The following is a 16,358-nucleotide window of genomic DNA, read 5'->3' on the forward strand; positions in this document are numbered from 1 at the left end:
GTTCGGGAAAATCAACCACTGCGAAAATGGCACTGGGGATTTTAAAACCATCCGCGGGCACTGTGAGCAGAAAAGCCGGCTTGCGCATTGGCTATGTGCCGCAAAGATTGGTGATCGACCCCTCTCTACCACTGACTGTGCGCCGTTTCATGACATTGACAGCCAGGCTTGATGCCAACGGGTTAAAATCGGTCTTGTCCGAAACCGGCGTTGACGATTTGATCAATGCCAATGTTGCCGATCTGTCGGGTGGGGAATTGCAACGTGTGCTTCTTGCACGATCGATTGCCAGAAAGCCTGATCTTCTCGTTCTCGACGAACCTTTGCAAGGTGTCGACTACAATGGAGAAACCGAACTTTACGGGTTAATTGCGAGCCTGCGTACCAAACTTGATTGCGGCATTCTCCTTATTTCCCATGATCTCCATATTGTCATGGCTGCGACCGATCGGGTGATTTGTTTGAACGGTCATATCTGTTGCAGCGGTGCACCGACCGAGGTTGCCCAAAGCGAAGCTTACGGGCGTCTGATCGGCGCTATACCGGAAAACGGTCTAGCACTTTATGAGCATCATCATAACCACCGGCACAATATTCATGGTGCTGTTATCAGCACTTCGGACAACAAGCCGACAAGAAATATCGGAGCCAACGACAATGGTTGACGACTATCTTGTAAGAGCATTTTTGGCAGGAATCGGCGTGGCATTGATGGCAGGCCCACTCGGCTGTTTTATTGTCTGGCAGAAGCTCGCCTATTTTGGCGACACCATGGCCCATTCGGCTTTGCTCGGTGTGGCTTTTGCCTTGCTTTTCAATATTGATACGGTGCTTGGTGTTTTTCTTGTTGCTGTCATTGTTTCGATTGCACTCTTTGTTCTTCAGGCTAAGGAAAAACTTTCAGGCGATTCGCTTTTGGGGATTCTTGCCCATGCAACGCTTGCTATCGGTCTTATCCTGATCGGATTTATGACCTGGACCAATATTGACATCAATAGCTATTTGTTCGGGGATATTCTGGCCGTATCCCGCACAGATGTGTTGACGGTATGGGTCGGATGCGCGGTCATTCTCATTGTACTTTGTCTTTTATGGCGGCCGCTTCTGGCACTGACGATCAATATCGACATGGCAAAGGCTGAAAATATGAAGCCGGAACGCGCCCGCTTCATCTTCATGCTGCTTATGGCCATTGTCATTGCCGTTGCCATCAACATTATCGGCATACTTTTGATAACCGCACTCCTCATTATTCCTGCAGCGACCGCCCGTCGTTTCTCATCAACCCCTGAACAAATGGCCATTCTTGCCTCTTTGATCGGTATTGTCGGAACGGTTCTCGGGCTTTACGCCTCAATCAGGTTTGACAGCCGTTCAGGGCCGAGTGTTGTTGTTGCACTGTTTATCCTGTTCATTGGAAGTCGCCTCATTACCGCTTTAATCAGGGAATTTTCCCATGACCGGTAAGCTCACCCGCAACCAGACGCTGGTGCTTTCGGTTCTGGAAAAAGAGCGGGTTCCATTAAGTGCCTATACGATACTCGACCGGCTACGTGGCGAAGGCTTTCGCGCACCTTTACAAGTCTATCGGGCACTTCAAAAACTCGTTTCGGAAAAACGGGTTCACAAACTTGAAAGTGTCAATGCCTTTATGGCCTGCTCGCACCCTGACCATCAAAAACACGGACTTACGGTTTTTATCATCTGTGAACAGTGTAATCGGGTAACCGAGATCGAAAATCCGATTCTTGCGGGTGACATTCTAAAAATGACACAAAAAGAAGGCTTTTCTCCCCGTACAACAACCATAGAAATTCAGGGATTATGCACCGAGTGCAACCTCAAACGGGGGTAATGCGTTTCCGCTTCATCCATTTGATTGACGGTCTTAACCGTTTTGGATAAACACCGCATTCCTTCATCAGATCTGGAAATTTGTACCATGCCAGAATTCTCGAACAGCACGCCTAAGACATTGCCGACCAAACAACGTCCGCACAAGAAAATTGCCATCGTTATCGCCATTATCGTTGCTATCGTCGTTTTGTGGCTGGGGTTTAAGTGGCTTACCGAATGGCGTTTCCTTGTCACAACAGATGACGCCTATGTTCAGGGTGATATTGCTTCGATTGCCCCCAAAGTTAACGGCTATATCAATGACATTCCGGTTGAAACCAACCATTATGTCAAAAAAGGTGACGTGCTGTTTCGTCTTGATGATGGCGATTATAAAATCGCTTATGACGAAGCAGAAGCAAAACTTCAAACACAAAGCCGCACACTCGCGCGTATCGAAGCGCAGATTGCCGCTTCCAAAACCTCGCTTGACGAAGCCAATGCACAAAAAGACGCGGCCAATGCGGTGGCCGTCAATGCTGATATTACGTTAAAACGTGCAAAAGAACTGAATGTCGGAAGTTTCGTTGCAAAATCGGCTGTCGATAATGCCCAGTCGGCATATGATCAGGCCATTGCCAATGTTACGCGCGCCAATGCGCAAATTGCTGCGGCGGCTGCCAATATCACGGTTCTCGAAGCGCAACATGACGAGGCGGTAAGCGAAACAAGAAGCCTTGAACTCGCACGCGACAAAGCCCGTCGCGACCTTGATTTTACCGTTTTGCGCGCGCCTTTTGACGGTGTTTTGGGAAATCTCGCCGGTAAAAAAGGTGACTATGTTGTCAATGGACAGCGTTTGGCTGCACTGGTTCCTGTCAATGCGCTTTATATTGACGCCAATTATAAAGAAACCCAGCTTCCTTCGATCTATGGCGGTGAAAAAGTGCGCATCTCTGTCGACGGGCTTGATGGTGAAAGCTTTGAAGGCACGGTTGTTTCACTGTCGCCTGCATCGGGCGCTGTTTTTTCACTTTTGCCACCACAAAATGCCACTGGAAATTTTACCAAAATTGTCCAGCGTGTTCCGGTCAGAATTTCGATACCTGAAAATATTCTGGCAACTGGGCGCATTCGTGCCGGCATGAGTGTGGTTGTCAGTGTCGACATGCGCACAAAACCGGAAGGTGCAAAATCATTGGCGACAAAGTGAGGTTTTGATGACCGCTGCCAGTCTCCCCCACATGGAAGAGCATATTGAACCGAAAAAAATCGTGGCCTTCGTGGCCATGGTTTTCGGTATGTTCATGGCAATTCTCGACATCCAGATTGTTTCTGCCTCCTTGTCGGAAATTCAGGCAGGACTTTCGGCAAGCTCGGATGAAATAGCCTGGGTGCAGACATCCTATCTCATTGCCGAGGTTATCATGATCCCGCTATCGGGATTTTTGGGTCGGTTGTTATCAACGCGTGTGCTTTTTACAATTTCGGCCGCCGGTTTCACCATTGCTTCTGCCCTTTGTGCAACAGCAAGCTCTATCGAACAGATGATTGCCTACCGTGCTCTTCAGGGCTTTATCGGTGGCGGCATGATTCCGAGCGTGTTCGCGGCAGCCTTTACCATTTTCCCGCCTTCAAAACAGCCGATTGTTTCTCCCATTATCGGGTTGGTGGCAACGCTTGCCCCCACAATTGGCCCGACAGTTGGCGGTTATCTGAGCCATGCTTTTTCCTGGCATTGGCTGTTTCTTGTCAATGTGCCCTTCGGTATTCTCGTAACCATTGCCTCATGGAAGCTCATCGATTTTGATAAAGGTGATAGCTCGCTTTTCCAATCCTTCGACTGGTTCGGTCTGATTACCATGGCGACCTTTCTCGGCTCCCTTGAATATGTGCTTGAAGAAGGTCCGCGCAATGACTGGATGGAAGACGAAATGATCTTCCGTTTTACAATTGTTATGGGTGTTTCTGCCGTTCTGTTTTTCTGGCGTGTCCTGACAGCGAAAAACCCGATTGTCGATCTCAAAGCCTTTGTAAATCTGAATTTTGCACTTGGCTCGATCTTTTCTTTCGTTATGGGTATCGGGCTTTACGGGCTTACCTATCTTTATCCGCTCTATCTTGGCGAAATTCGCGGCTATGACGCCTTGATGATCGGGGAAACGATGTTCGTTTCCGGTTTGATGATGTTTTTTTCCGCTCCCCTTGCCGGTTTTCTTTCGACCAAGCTTGACCCGCGTTTAATGATGGGGCTTGGATTTGCCGGTTTTGGCTGGGGCACATGGCTTGTGACCGGAATGACGGCCGACTGGGATTTCTGGGAACTGTTCTGGCCGCAAATTTTGCGCGGCGGCTCGCTCATTTTATGTATGGTGCCGATCAATAATATCGCGCTTGGCACACTTTCAGCCGAAAAACTTAAAAACGCATCCGGCCTTTTCAACCTCACCCGTAATCTCGGTGGTGCGGTGGGACTTGCAATCATCAACACCATTATCATGCGGCGCACCGATTTTCACTATGAGCGACTATCCGAAAGTGTGCAATGGGGAAACCGGCAGGCAGTCAACCTGTTGAACTCTTTGGCGAGCCGACTTGATATGGCAGGCTTGAACCCTAAAGATTCGGCTTTGATGCAGCTTTATAATATTGTTCGCCAGCAAGCGACCGTTATGGCTTTTATTGACGCCTTCTTTATTCTGACCCTCCTCTTCGCAATTTTGACACTTCTGGTCTTTGCTGTGAAAAAGCCGAAGACGTCAAGTGGCGCAGTCGGCGGCCATTAACGCAGGAAACATTGGAAAAAAAGCAAAACCCGATCTAGAGTTTTGCTTTTTTTATTCTTCTCGCGTAAATATAATTTATGACAATTACCGCTGAATGGACATTTCCAACCGATATTCTGCTAGCGCCCAAAAGCCTTGCGGCACTTGGCACTGTTTTCGAGAAAACCGGTGTCGAAGCCATAATGGTTTTGACAGATCGTGGCCTTAGCCAATCACCAGCTTTAAAAAAACTGCTCAAACGGATCGATAAACTGAAATTGCCATTCGGTGTTTTTTCTTCGCTTGATGGGACAGCATCCCGTGAAACATTGGAATTGACCGTGCGTCTTTATTTGAGTGGCGGTTTTAATGCAATCCTCGCCTTTGGCGGCGGCGCAACAATGGATCTTGCCAAAATGACCCGCCTGTTTTGTGCTCAAGGTGCCAATGTCAAAACACTTGAAGTTCCCTCCATTTACACAGCACTTCCACCGCTGATCGCACTGCCAACACTTGCCGGAAGCGGAGCCGAAATCAGTGATAATGCCTATTTGATTGATAATGCAAAGAATACCGGTTTTACGTTTTATGACAAACGCTTAACACCGACATTTGTTGTTGCCGATCCGGTTTTGACAGGAACTGCGCCTGCAAGCTTCATTTCCGGCGCCGGCATGAATGCGCTTACCAATGCGATTGATAACTGGTGCATCCCGACATTCAATCCTGTTTCGGATGCTCTGGCGCTCGAAACAGTCCGTCTGATCTTTAATCATTTGCCGAAAGCCGTAAGCGACCCTTCAAATAATGAAGCGCAAATTGCCCTTTTGTCGGCCTCGCTCACAGGTGCGCTTGCAGCAAAAAAAGGCTTAAAAATTACCAGTGCTCTCGCGCGGTCGATAGGGAACCGTTATCAGACCCATTTCGGCATGACTGCAGGTGTGCTTTTGCCCTATGTCATGGCCTATAACCAGTCAGCCATTGGAAATAGAATTGCGACACTTGCCGAACGCCTTAATATAAAAGGTGGTTTTAACGGCTTTATCCGCCATTTGTTGAATTTACAAAAATCAGCCAATGTCCCGACAAAATTGGCAGGCCTGACAAAAGACCAGAAAATCAAGGCAAAAGACAAAGCCTTGATTGAAAGCGTCGCCGTCGAAGACCAAGGTTCCGACGAAACTGCTGTTCGACTCACCAAAAAAACCGCGCTTGCCATTTTGAATGCGGCAATTGCCGGAAAAATGAATCGCAAAAAATAGATAATCCGCTTTTCCCCGCAATCGGAACTTGAATAAGAAAATTCTTATTGGATTTGTGACTTTTTACTTGGCCCATATGTGCACACAAGAAAATCCGTCATTAAAAAAATAGCGCAACATGGTGCAACTTCACAATGATTGCCTGCCCCTCAAAAACTATCATCCTCTAGCACGACTATTATCGCTTTTCGGCCAGTCAGTCTGAAGTCCTGCTCCGGAACCTTATTCAACGTTAAAAACCGGATGAACAAGAAAATAGCAGGGCATTTTTCGATTTTTAAAAAAGGTTGAAAAAGTTTGTCGTCCGTCGCTTGATGATAATCATCAAGATCTTTTCTCCATAAATGACATCCTAATTTCAAATATTATACATGAACAGGATTAAAGCCGAATGACAAAAAAACGCCCGCAGAAAACTACGGGCGCAAATTGCTGCTTATATCGGGTTTTGACCTATCAGATGACATAAGACCGGATCGGCTCGAAACCGTTAAAAGCTACAGAAGCATAGGTTGTCGTATAAGCACCAGTTCCTTCAATCAGGATTTCATCACCGACAGTGAGTGAAATCGGCAAAGGATAAGGTGTTTTTTCATACATGACATCGGCGGAATCACAGGTTGGACCGGCAAGCACACAAGGTACCTTTTCGTCACTATCCTTGGCTGTTTCAATCGGATAGCGGATAGCCTCATCCATTGTCTCTGCAAGGCCGTTGAATTTACCGACATCAAGATAAACCCAACGCAATTTGTCGTTTTCCGATTTTTTGGAAACCAGCACAACTTCCGAGCGGATAACACCGGCATTGCCGACCATACCGCGACCCGGTTCGATGATTGTTTCAGGAATACGATTGCCGAAATGTTTTGAAAGGCTATCAAAAATTGCCAAGCCATAAGCCTGTGCCGAAGGTACGTCTTTCAAATAGCGTGTCGGGAAACCACCGCCCATATTGACAAGTTTCAATACAATGCCTTCCTTGGCCAGTGTTCTGAAAACTTTGGAAGCATCTGACAAAGCACGATCCCAAGCTTTCAGATTTGTCTGCTGTGAACCGACATGGAAAGAAACGCCATAAGCTTGCAATCCCAATTCGTGGGCACGGCGCAAAACCGAAACAGCCATTTCCGGAACACAACCGAATTTGCGTGAAAGCGGCCATTCGGCACCTTCACCATCTGTCAAAACGCGACAGAAAACACGCGCACCGGGAGCAGCACGGGCAACTTTTTCAACTTCTTCGACACAGTCGACTGCATAAAGTGAAACACCCAATTCATAAGCGCGGGCAATATCGCGCTCTTTCTTGATGGTGTTGCCGAAAGAAATACGATCCGGTGTTGCACCGGCATCTAGCACCATTTCGATTTCGGCGACAGTGGCTGTATCGAAAGACGAACCAAGCGACACCAACAAACGTAGTATTTCCGGTGCCGGATTGGCTTTTACTGCATAAAAAATGCGTGATTGGGGAAGTGCTTTGACAAAGCCTTCATAGTTTTCACGCACCACATCAAGATCCAGAATCATGCACGGGCCTTCAGGGCGTCGTGTTGCGAGGAAATCACGAATACGTTGAGTTGCCATTTCGGTTCTCCTTAGGAAACCTTTCGGGTTCCCCAAATCTTGCTTCTCGTGACATAAGTCACGATCAGCCCATGGACAAAGTGCAAGGCCTATATTCGTTTCAACCGGTTATTGGAGGTACCGGAAAAAACTCCATAAAACTTGCGGCGATGGAACAGCGCGCTAACGCATTGCTCCGCTTTGTCTGCCTTTTGATTGGAATAACGAAAACCGCATCCGCACGGAAGGCAATGAGGTGTGCCTCTTCAGTAATTTCGACTTTTGGACAGCCGAAAGACACCAGAAAGGCCCGCACCGTCGTTGCTTCAAGATGTCCCCATTCTTCCGGTTGGCCGTAAGAATGACTGGAGCGGTTAGGTCCAGGTACCGTACCGGTTTTTCTCACCATTCGAGGACCGGCGGACACCCACAGGCACGTGCGACTTTGGGCAAAGATGCATATAAGCGCAATGGACTCACCTTTCAATATTTTTTTTGGCCTTTCGCGCAATTTTATTTAAGCCCGTTGCAATATTGAACATGGTGTTGTTTGCAATAAAAAAACCGGTAGCGCCAATGACGAAAAACAGAAGTTTTTCTTCCGGAAAACCAGCCATTTTCAAAAGACAAATGTTTCTGCTATTGAAAGTGAGCCTGCAAGTTTTTTTAAAAAGAAAACAGCTTTCGGGCACATCGTTTCGGGAAGGGGTAAAACTCTTGGGACTATTAACGAGAATACGGGGTTTTATAGAAGTGGTCGAAGCCGGCGGTTTTTCAGCCGCTGCGCGCAAGACACACAAATCGAAAGCGCTCCTTTCAAAACATGTTCATGAACTTGAAGACGAATTGGGCGCGGTCCTTTTGAACCGGACAACCCGCCAATTATCTTTAACAGAAGCGGGCCATGCTTATTATCTTCGTGCTTTGGAGATTATCAAGGAACTTGACGATCTCAATGACACAATTACCGATTCCAGCAAGACCCGACGCGGGCGCATAAAAATTGGTACATCGCGCACCTTTGCCGATGCCCCGATCGGTCAATCACTCATCGATTTTCTGTCAGCTTATCCGGAGATCCACCTTGATATCAGCCTTGATGACCGGTTCGTCGATTTGGTCAATGAAGGTTTTGATCTCGCAATCCGCATTACCGACATGCAGGACTCCTCCCTCATTCAACGAAAACTCATGGATATCCGTTCGGTTGTCGTCGCCTCTCCCAAACTTCTGGAAAACACTTTTGTTCCGGAAACACCACGCAATTTGAAATCGCTTCCCTGCCTTGTCGACAGAAACAACCTCAATTCAGACCGTTGGTTATTCAAAGATCGTGACGGAAGCCCTTTTTCTGTTGCTATTGCCGGACGCATGGCGGCAAACGGTCCGGTCATTACAAAGCGGGCCGCCATTGCCGGTATAGGCTTTGCCAAAATTCCGCGTTTTATAGCCGAAGAAGAGTTGCGGAACGGCCTTATCAAAACTGTTCTTGATGATTTTATGACAGACGGCGCAGGCCTTTACATTGTCTATCCGCAAAAGCGCTACTTACCGGCAAAAGTGCGCATGTTCATCGACTATCTGGTCGAATGGTTCAAAACCTATGAACAAAAAGGAAAAACAAAAACCGGCGCTTCCAACTTGTAAAACACGCCCTTCCTTGAAAGTTTTCTGCTCGCTGCAACCGACAATGAAAAGGACAAAAAAACTAGCGTAAAAAGCTTACAATCGCCTGTTCGATATGTTGTTCAAGATCTTTTGGAAGTCCGAGTTTAGCCATAAGATTATCAAGATATTGGCGATTATCAGGCTTTTCCGGATCAAGTGTCATGCGGGAGGCCACATAAAGTTCGGTCTTTTGTTCGTCTGTATTCACATTGCTGACGAGATTGTCGAGATCAACCGGCTTGTTCAATTCATCCATCAAAAAGGAAGCCGTTTTCTGGTCAATTCCCGAACTTGCAATCTTGTTTTGTATCAGCGCGCGCTCTTTATCATCGACATGACCGTCGGCTTTGGCTGCCGTTATCATTGCCCGAACCAATGTCAGGGCAAAATCGCCATTATGGTCGGCACCGGTTTGACCGATTTCTGTCATATCCACTTTGGAATTGGCATTTTCGTCGTGTTTTTCGAAGTTTTTCAATGCATCGAAGGCAACACTGGCAATTGCTGCCAAGCCGCCACCTTTTATCAAACCTTCAAGAATATTGCCTTTTTCGTTGCCACCAAAAAATCCGCCTATGAGATCAACGACCGAAAAGGTCGAAGATGGTGTCGAGGAAGCCGGTTTGTTTGTACTATTTTTGGAAGTGGTATTATTGGGGGAAGCGGAATTGTCGGGGTTCAGCAAATCTTTAAAAATCTGTTTAGGGTCAATCATCGTCGTCTCCGTTTTGTGAAATTCCCGCTTCTTTGAAAAAAATAGATAGCGCCCTGTCCCTCCATTACAAGCATCACGCAAGAGAAAACCGGTGCCGACAATTTCTGAGCCCCCGTTTTAAGAGAACTGTGATATTTTATATTGAGGCTTCAGAATAAATGGCCTTTTGCAGAAAGCTGATATATTGGCACTTGTCCTACTTTTCAGGAAAAGAGTCGTTCAATCCGTTCTTCTTATGCGTTTATCGTAATTTACGTTGTTCAAGCCTTATCGCTTGAAACTCCGGTATCACTTCAACTTTAAGTATTTTTGACAAAGCCGACAGGAAACTTGTCCGAACACTCTTTTCTAAAGCTTGGCTTACGCTTATAAGAATAAAAAAAGCTTTTTGGAGAACGACAATGTCTCAGAAGACCGAACGTCTTTTACCTATTCTGCTTGGACAAAGTGTTATTCCGGTTCTTGTTATTGAACGACTGGGAGATGCAGTGCCGGTTGCACGCGCCCTTGTCGAAGGGGGGCTGAAAGCGATCGAAATCACATTGCGTACCCCCGCAGCGCTAGATGCCATTCATGCAGTTTCGGAAGATGTGCCTGATGCCATTGTCGGAGCCGGTACAATTTTGAACGGCGATCAATATGCATCGGCCGAAAGTGCGGGGGCAAAATTTATTGTGAGCCCCGGCTTGACCGGTGAACTTATCGACGCCGCCGAGGATAGCGATATTCCGCTTCTTCCCGGAGCAGTGACACCAAGCGAATTGATGGGCGCACTCGAAGAAGGCTACCAATGTTTGAAATTTTTCCCTGCAACGGCAGCCGGCGGCATTGATTTTGTCAAATCACTTGCTTCCCCTTTTGCCGAGGTCAAATTTTGCCCGACAGGCGGTATTTCTCAAAATAACGCCGCCGATTGGCTTAAATTGCCCAATGTCGTTTGTATTGGCGGCTCGTGGGTGGCACCGAAAAAACTGATTGATGCCGGTGATTTTAAAGCCATTACCGAACTTGCAAAGAACGCATCAAAGCTGGCTGCCTGAAAAACCGGTAGGAAAACAACCGGCCAAGCTCCTTGAAATATAAGAGCTTGGCAAAAAATTAAACAATCCTGCCAAAACCAACCGGAATTGCCAATAACGAAAAGCCTTCGAGCCTTCGAGCCTTCGAGCCTTCGAGCCTTCGAGCCTGTCCAAAAACAGTTTTACTCTTTTATCAATCGACAAAAGCCCGTTCAACCACATAGGTAGCGGGGGCGTTATTTGCACCTTCAACAAGGCCGAATTCACGACACATAGCAGCACAATCTTTCAGCATTGCCATTGAGCCGCAAATCATCGCGCGATCGGTTTCCGGATCAAGCTTTTTCAAACCGGTACGCTTGAAAAACTCGCCACTGCGCATTGTGTCGGTAATTCGCCCCATATGCTCGGATTGCTCGCGTGTGGTCATGGGGTAGAATTTCAACTGGCTGGAAAATTCGCCAATGAGAGGATCATTTCTTAAGTCCGCAACAAGTTCGCGCGCATAGTCGAGCTCTGCAACAAGCCGTGTTGTCTGGATAAGAATAACTTCTTCGAATTTTTCATAAGTTTCCGGATCACGAATAAGGCTTGCAAAAGGTGCAACACCTGTTCCTGTAGAGAAGAGATAAAGCCGTTTACCCGGTAAAAGCGCATCAAGCACCAGAGTGCCGGTGGCTTTTTTGCGCATCAGCACAGTGTCGCCCACTTTGATTTTTTGCAAATGCTCGGTCAAAGGGCCATTCGGAACCTTGATGGAGAAAAACTCCAATTGTTCGCTCCAGAACGGACTTGCAATGGAATAGGCACGGAAAACCGGCTTTTCGGCATTGGGTAAGCCGATCATCACAAACTCGCCCGACCGGAAACGGAAACTGTCCGGCCGGTTCAGGCGGAAACGGAAAAGCCTATCGGTATAATGTTTGACATCCTGCACAGTTAAAGCAAAAACATTTGCCGGTATCGGAAATGAAGACGGCGTGGCAGTCGCGTTCGAGGCTGCATTGTCGACAGGCGTAGTCATCGGAATTCTTCCTTAATAAACTTTAGCAGATAAACTTGACAAATTCAGGCATGATATAATGCCAAACGGTTGATCTGCCAACATCATAAAGCGAAGTTTCTTTATAATAACAAATTTGTTTTCGTCAAATGACAGTTGTAGATAGTCTATTGTTTATGCAAAATAATTGCTTCAAAGCCGATAGACAAAACGGCTATTGTGACCACATATAGAAAATCGGAAGGCCGTTCGGGAACAAAACCACATCATGACAGAACAACTCAAATTCGGAACAAGCGGCTTGCGCGGTCTGGTGAGCGATTTAACCGATGATATTATCATGCGCTACACACGCGCGTTTTTGCGACATTTGGAAAAAATCGGCAAGATCAACAAAGATACAAGTGTTGTTGTCGGCTATGATCTGCGCTCGTCAAGCCCGCATATCAAAAACGTTGTCATAAAAACAATCGAAGATCAGGGCTATTCTGTTATCAATGCCGGTGAAGTGCCAACCCCTGCCCTTGCGCTTTATTCACTCAACTTTCGCTATCCGGCAATTATGGTTACAGGAAGCCACATTCCCGATGACCGCAACGGGCTAAAATTTTACCGTCCCGATGGAGAAATAACCAAGCAAGACGAGCGTGCTATTGTCGGCGAACTTGATAAATCCGGTAAGGGCGGTAAAGGCGGACTTTCAAGAAATGACACGCCCTATCACCTTGCCGAAAACTATCAATCCCCTCCTGTCGTTCCGGATGTTCTCGAACTTTACCGGAAACGCTGCCTTTCCATTTTGCCGAAATCGGCACTTCAGGATATGAAAATCGGCGTCTATCAGCACAGTTCCATTGTGCGCGATTTTCTCGTTGAAGTTTTATCAGCTCTCGGCGCGAAAACTGTCGCAATCGGTCGGGCTGACCATTTTGTTCCTGTCGATACCGAAGCATTACGTGATTTCGACCGCAAGCTTGCTCTTGATGCGGTGCGCCAATACGGGCTTGACGCACTGGTGTCGACCGATGGTGACGCAGACCGGCCGTTAATTGCCGGTTCTGACGGAATATTTCTTAAAGGTGATGTGGTCGGAATGCTCACCGCGAAATATCTTTTTGCCGATGCTGTGGTCACCCCTGTCACCTCCACCTCGGCAGTCGAGACAAGCCATTTTTTCGAACATGTCTACCGCACGTCTGTCGGCTCGCCCTATGTCATTGCAGGCATGAAACAGGCGTTAAGCGACGGCTATCATACGATCGTCGGTTTCGAAGCCAATGGCGGCGTTCTACTGGGAAGCGATATTTCAAGCGAAACTTGCGAATTGAAGAAATTGGCAACACGCGATGCAATGCTGCCTATTCTCGCTTTGTTGGGATTTGCACAATTGCGCGGCTCTTCTGTGCAGGCACTTTTGAGCGGACTTCCCATGCGTTTTACTGCCAGCAACCGTCTTTCCAATATCGACACGGAAAAAGCCAAAGAAATTCTGCATGATCTTGAAGATGCGGCAACACGCATACATTTTTTCCATCCGCTCGGTAACATCGAACATTGGGATATGATAGACGGTTTACGTGTCATTATGGACAATGGTGATATTGTGCATTTCCGCCTTTCCGGCAACGCGCCGGAATTGCGGTGTTACAGCGAAGCGGCCTCGCAAAAACAGGCCGACAAGCTTCTCGAATGGGGGCTTGAAAACATTGCTCGAACCTTGGAGAAAGCATCATGATAAAGGTTATTGCACATTTCTATATCAAGCCCGAATTTGTTGAAAAGACGGAAAGTCTGTTCAAAGAACTCGTCGAAAAATCCCGTAAGGAAAAGGGCTGTATTTCCTACGAACTGTTTGAAGTTCAAGGCGATACCGGTCACATGGTTTTCATTGAAACATGGAAAGACAAAAACGCCCTTGATGCGCATAGCAAAACCGAACATTTTGTCCGCATTATCGATGAATTGACTACGATGAGCTATAAGGAAGCGCTCGTTACCGTCATGACCCAGAAGCTGTGACGATCAAACTAACTTTTTCAAAGACAAAAGCAGCATTTGCAAATCTCGTGCTTATGCTGCTTTTTCTTTGTTCCCGAGCTTTGATTTATGCCGCACATGCGACGCGCATCAGGAATGATTATTTCATGAGTTTACGCAGATATTGAGCGGCGGAAATTATTGTCGCTTCAAAATTATTCTCGTTTTCAAATCATCTTTTCATGTGCCGGTTTATTGAAAGAAAAGTCTATTCATCGTCGACCTGTTGCTGTTCGGGCAAAAGCAGATTGAGGATAATTGCCGTAATACCACCGGCAGCAAGGCCGGATTTCATAATATCGGCCATAAACGCCGGAAGATGGCTCACAAAAGCCGGTACTTGCGGCACACCGACACCAACGCTCAAGGCAATTGCAATGATGAGAAGCGCACGCCGGTCGAGCTTGATTGACGAAAGGATATTGATTCCGGAGGCTGCAACCGAGCCGAACATGATCATGGCAGCACCGCCAAGAACCGGTTCCGGCATTGCTTGTATGAGGGCGGCAATTTTCGGAAAAAGACCAAGAACAACAAGAATAGCAGCAATCCACAAGCCGACATAGCGGCTTGCAACGCCGGTCAACTGGATAATACCGTTATTTTGCGCAAAGACCGAACTTGGAAATGTATTAAAGAAACCGGCAAGAAGCGAATTGGCGCCATTGACAAGTACACCGCCCTTTATCCTCTTCATCCATAATGGCCCCGAAACAGGTTCGCTTGAAATTTTGCTTGTTGCTGTAATGTCGCCAACCGCTTCAAGAGAGGTGACAAGATAGATCATGATGAGCGGAATAAAGAGCGACCACGAAAAAGACAGTCCGAAATGGAGCGGCCTTGGCAAAGCAAAAAGTGCGGAATGTTCAAAACCGGAAAAATCGAGCCTGCCCATAAAGCCCGCCATGGCATAGCCGACAGCAAGGGCAAGAATAATGGCACTGGAGCGCACCCACGTAATCGTCACACGGTTTAAAAGAATGATAAGCGCAAAGACGGTGCATGACAAAGCGAGATTTTGTAAACTGGCAAAACTTCCCTTCTCGCCCAGTGATGCATAACCGCCTCCCATACTGATAAGCCCCTCTTTAATAAGCGTAAGGCCAATCAATAAAACCACAATACCGGTGACAAGCGGCGTAATCATACGGCTGATAAAGGGGAGAATGCGCGAAACCGACATTTCGATAAAAGAACCGGCAATCACCACACCGAAGACCGCCGACATGACCTCGTTTGCCGGAATACCGCTTGCAACCATGGCCGCAGAACCGGCCGAAAGCGGCCCGACAAAATTGAAACTGGTTCCTTGCACAATCAATAAACCGGCACCGAAGGGGCCAATTTTTTTGCACTGTACAAAGGTCGCAACGCCCGAAATGATAAGCGACATGGATAAAACCATGGCTGTATCTTCCGGTGATACACCGGCAGCACTACAAATGATAAATCCCGGCGTAATGATCGGCACAATAATTGCCAATAAATGTTGGAGAGCGGCCAAAAACGCGACAGGTGCATGCGGATGGTCATTCATCTCGAAAACGAGATCACCCGATTTTTTATGCGTTTTATAATTCTCCATCGGCTTTCTCCATCAGCACAACATGATGCGTGAAAATTGAAGGGAAATTTTCAGGTTAACGTTCTAGTTGAGGATTGATAAAGAAAGGTCAAGTCTATTCGACTGTGAGCGGCATTTATCCACCAGCAAGCAAGGCCATTTCAATATATAATTCTTAGAACAATCCCGCGATGAGACGATTCTCTCTCAAGATTTAAGCGGGCGCTTCTTGCAAGAAAACATCTTGTTGGCCTTAAAACAACAATTATATGCAATAACGGCATTGAACAAAAAACCGGATACCCGTTTCTATAAAATCCGGATTGGACGAGAAAAATGAATATTGGTGAAGCAGCAAAACAATCGGGTCTTAGTGCAAAAATGATCCGCCATTATGAGGAAACCGGACTTATTTCACCAGCCCATCGGAGTGAAAACGGCTATCGCGTTTATACCGATGAAGATATTCAAACTTTACGCTTCATCCGCCGCTCGCGACTGCTCGGTTTTTCTTCCGAAGATATCCGCGTTCTCCTCGGATTATGGAAAGATCATAGCCGTGCTTCAAGCGAGGTTAAAAAACTCGCACTTTCCCATATCAAGGCTTTGCAGGAAAAAATGGATTCTTTACAGGTGATGATTAATACACTCGACCACCTTGTCCATCACTGCCATGGTGATGACAGGCCGGACTGCCCGATTCTGGAAGATCTTGCAGGGTGCAGTCATTGCCACTGATGAAACTTGCCGTTATATTTTTTAAAAAGTTCACTTCTGGCAAATCTCTTCATGCTATTTTGAGCGCGGCAAATCTTGCGAAGCTTAAAAAAATACCATGCTTGTTTGTCACAATTTAGCGATTTTAAAGAAAACACTTTTTATTGTGACAGAAGAATACTACACATGAGATAATAAGAATA

The 16,358-nt window shown here is 46.8% G+C and carries 16 protein-coding genes (1 of these 16 only partly in view); 11 read left to right on the forward strand and 5 right to left on the reverse strand.

Annotated elements, in window-relative coordinates:
• The 6 genes from BBC0178_RS09595 to BBC0178_RS09620 form a co-directional block, all read left to right on the forward strand.
• On the forward strand, nucleotides 1-665 hold the 3' portion of the coding sequence (locus BBC0178_RS09595; protein ID WP_078040007.1) for an ATP-binding cassette domain-containing protein. Its footprint begins 124 nt before the window's first position; the window shows 665 of its 789 coding nt (coding positions 125-789); its start codon lies beyond the left edge, outside the window; it ends in the stop codon at nucleotides 663-665.
• Nucleotides 658-1,467, forward strand: coding sequence for a metal ABC transporter permease (locus tag BBC0178_RS09600; protein ID WP_078040008.1), 810 nt, complete (start codon nucleotides 658-660; stop codon nucleotides 1,465-1,467). The genes BBC0178_RS09595 and BBC0178_RS09600 overlap by 8 nt, the downstream gene beginning before the upstream one ends.
• Nucleotides 1,457-1,855 carry a Fur family transcriptional regulator gene (locus BBC0178_RS09605; RefSeq protein WP_078040009.1) on the forward strand — a complete coding sequence of 133 codons (399 nt, stop codon included), beginning with the start codon at nucleotides 1,457-1,459 and terminating at the stop codon, nucleotides 1,853-1,855. Before BBC0178_RS09600 ends, BBC0178_RS09605 begins: the two co-directional genes overlap by 11 nt.
• Nucleotides 1,856-1,942: 87 nt before the next feature.
• Entirely contained in the window at nucleotides 1,943-3,049 is a 1,107-nt protein-coding gene (locus BBC0178_RS09610) for an HlyD family secretion protein (protein WP_078040010.1), read from the forward strand.
• Nucleotides 3,050-3,056: 7 nt separating this feature from the next.
• Nucleotides 3,057-4,622 carry a DHA2 family efflux MFS transporter permease subunit gene (locus tag BBC0178_RS09615; RefSeq protein ID WP_078040011.1) on the forward strand — a complete coding sequence of 522 codons (1,566 nt, stop codon included), beginning with the start codon at nucleotides 3,057-3,059 and terminating at the stop codon, nucleotides 4,620-4,622.
• A 77-nt stretch (nucleotides 4,623-4,699) separates the two neighbouring features.
• Nucleotides 4,700-5,863: an iron-containing alcohol dehydrogenase gene (locus tag BBC0178_RS09620; RefSeq protein ID WP_078040012.1), complete on the forward strand. Its 1,164-nt coding sequence runs from the start codon at nucleotides 4,700-4,702 to the stop codon at nucleotides 5,861-5,863.
• Between the two features lie 456 nt (nucleotides 5,864-6,319).
• On the opposite strand, the gene BBC0178_RS09630 is transcribed toward BBC0178_RS09620, so the two are convergent.
• Nucleotides 6,320-7,453 carry a type III PLP-dependent enzyme gene (locus BBC0178_RS09630; RefSeq protein ID WP_078040014.1) on the reverse strand — a complete coding sequence of 378 codons (1,134 nt, stop codon included), beginning with the start codon at nucleotides 7,451-7,453 and terminating at the stop codon, nucleotides 6,320-6,322.
• Nucleotides 7,454-7,553: 100 nt separating this feature from the next.
• Complete coding sequence (locus tag BBC0178_RS09635; RefSeq protein WP_149867481.1) at nucleotides 7,554-7,841, reverse strand: hypothetical protein; 288 nt, start codon at nucleotides 7,839-7,841, stop codon at nucleotides 7,554-7,556.
• 308 nt (nucleotides 7,842-8,149) lie between these two features.
• On the opposite strand from BBC0178_RS09635, the gene BBC0178_RS09640 reads away from it, so the two are divergent.
• Nucleotides 8,150-9,079, forward strand: coding sequence for a LysR family transcriptional regulator (locus BBC0178_RS09640; protein ID WP_078040449.1), 930 nt, complete (start codon nucleotides 8,150-8,152; stop codon nucleotides 9,077-9,079).
• A gap of 61 nt (nucleotides 9,080-9,140) precedes the next feature.
• On the opposite strand, the gene BBC0178_RS09645 is transcribed toward BBC0178_RS09640, so the two are convergent.
• The gene (locus BBC0178_RS09645; RefSeq protein ID WP_078040016.1) at nucleotides 9,141-9,815 is read right to left on the reverse strand and encodes a tellurite resistance TerB family protein; all 675 of its coding nucleotides are present in this window, start codon (nucleotides 9,813-9,815) and stop codon (nucleotides 9,141-9,143) included.
• A 401-nt stretch (nucleotides 9,816-10,216) separates the two neighbouring features.
• Here BBC0178_RS09645 and BBC0178_RS09650 point away from each other — a divergent pair, with 401 nt between their 5' ends.
• Nucleotides 10,217-10,855, forward strand: coding sequence for a 2-dehydro-3-deoxy-phosphogluconate aldolase (locus BBC0178_RS09650; RefSeq protein WP_078040017.1), 639 nt, complete (start codon nucleotides 10,217-10,219; stop codon nucleotides 10,853-10,855).
• Nucleotides 10,856-11,027: 172 nt separating this feature from the next.
• Here the strand turns inward: BBC0178_RS09650 and BBC0178_RS09655 are convergent, their stop codons facing one another.
• Nucleotides 11,028-11,858: a ferredoxin--NADP reductase gene (locus BBC0178_RS09655; protein ID WP_075914997.1), complete on the reverse strand. Its 831-nt coding sequence runs from the start codon at nucleotides 11,856-11,858 to the stop codon at nucleotides 11,028-11,030.
• A gap of 247 nt (nucleotides 11,859-12,105) precedes the next feature.
• Between BBC0178_RS09655 and BBC0178_RS09660 the strand changes: the two genes are divergently transcribed.
• Both BBC0178_RS09660 and BBC0178_RS09665 read left to right on the forward strand, forming a co-directional pair.
• Nucleotides 12,106-13,572 (forward strand): phosphomannomutase, encoded by a 1,467-nt coding sequence (locus BBC0178_RS09660; protein ID WP_078040018.1) that lies wholly within the window; start codon nucleotides 12,106-12,108, stop codon nucleotides 13,570-13,572.
• Nucleotides 13,569-13,856 carry a putative quinol monooxygenase gene (locus BBC0178_RS09665; RefSeq protein ID WP_078040019.1) on the forward strand — a complete coding sequence of 96 codons (288 nt, stop codon included), beginning with the start codon at nucleotides 13,569-13,571 and terminating at the stop codon, nucleotides 13,854-13,856. The genes BBC0178_RS09660 and BBC0178_RS09665 overlap by 4 nt, the downstream gene beginning before the upstream one ends.
• A 226-nt stretch (nucleotides 13,857-14,082) precedes the next feature.
• On the opposite strand, the gene BBC0178_RS09670 is transcribed toward BBC0178_RS09665, so the two are convergent.
• A complete protein-coding gene (locus tag BBC0178_RS09670) occupies nucleotides 14,083-15,459 on the reverse strand; it encodes a nucleobase:cation symporter-2 family protein (RefSeq protein WP_078040020.1) in 1,377 nt (458 codons plus the stop codon).
• 315 nt (nucleotides 15,460-15,774) lie between these two features.
• On the opposite strand from BBC0178_RS09670, the gene cueR reads away from it, so the two are divergent.
• Nucleotides 15,775-16,176 carry a Cu(I)-responsive transcriptional regulator gene (gene cueR, locus BBC0178_RS09675; RefSeq protein ID WP_077972710.1) on the forward strand — a complete coding sequence of 134 codons (402 nt, stop codon included), beginning with the start codon at nucleotides 15,775-15,777 and terminating at the stop codon, nucleotides 16,174-16,176.
• The last annotated feature ends 182 nt before the right edge of the window (nucleotides 16,177-16,358 follow it).

It is taken from the genome of Ditibartonella apihabitans (genome assembly GCF_002007485.1).
Taxonomy (GTDB): Bacteria; Pseudomonadota; Alphaproteobacteria; order Rhizobiales; family Rhizobiaceae; genus Bartonella; species Bartonella apihabitans.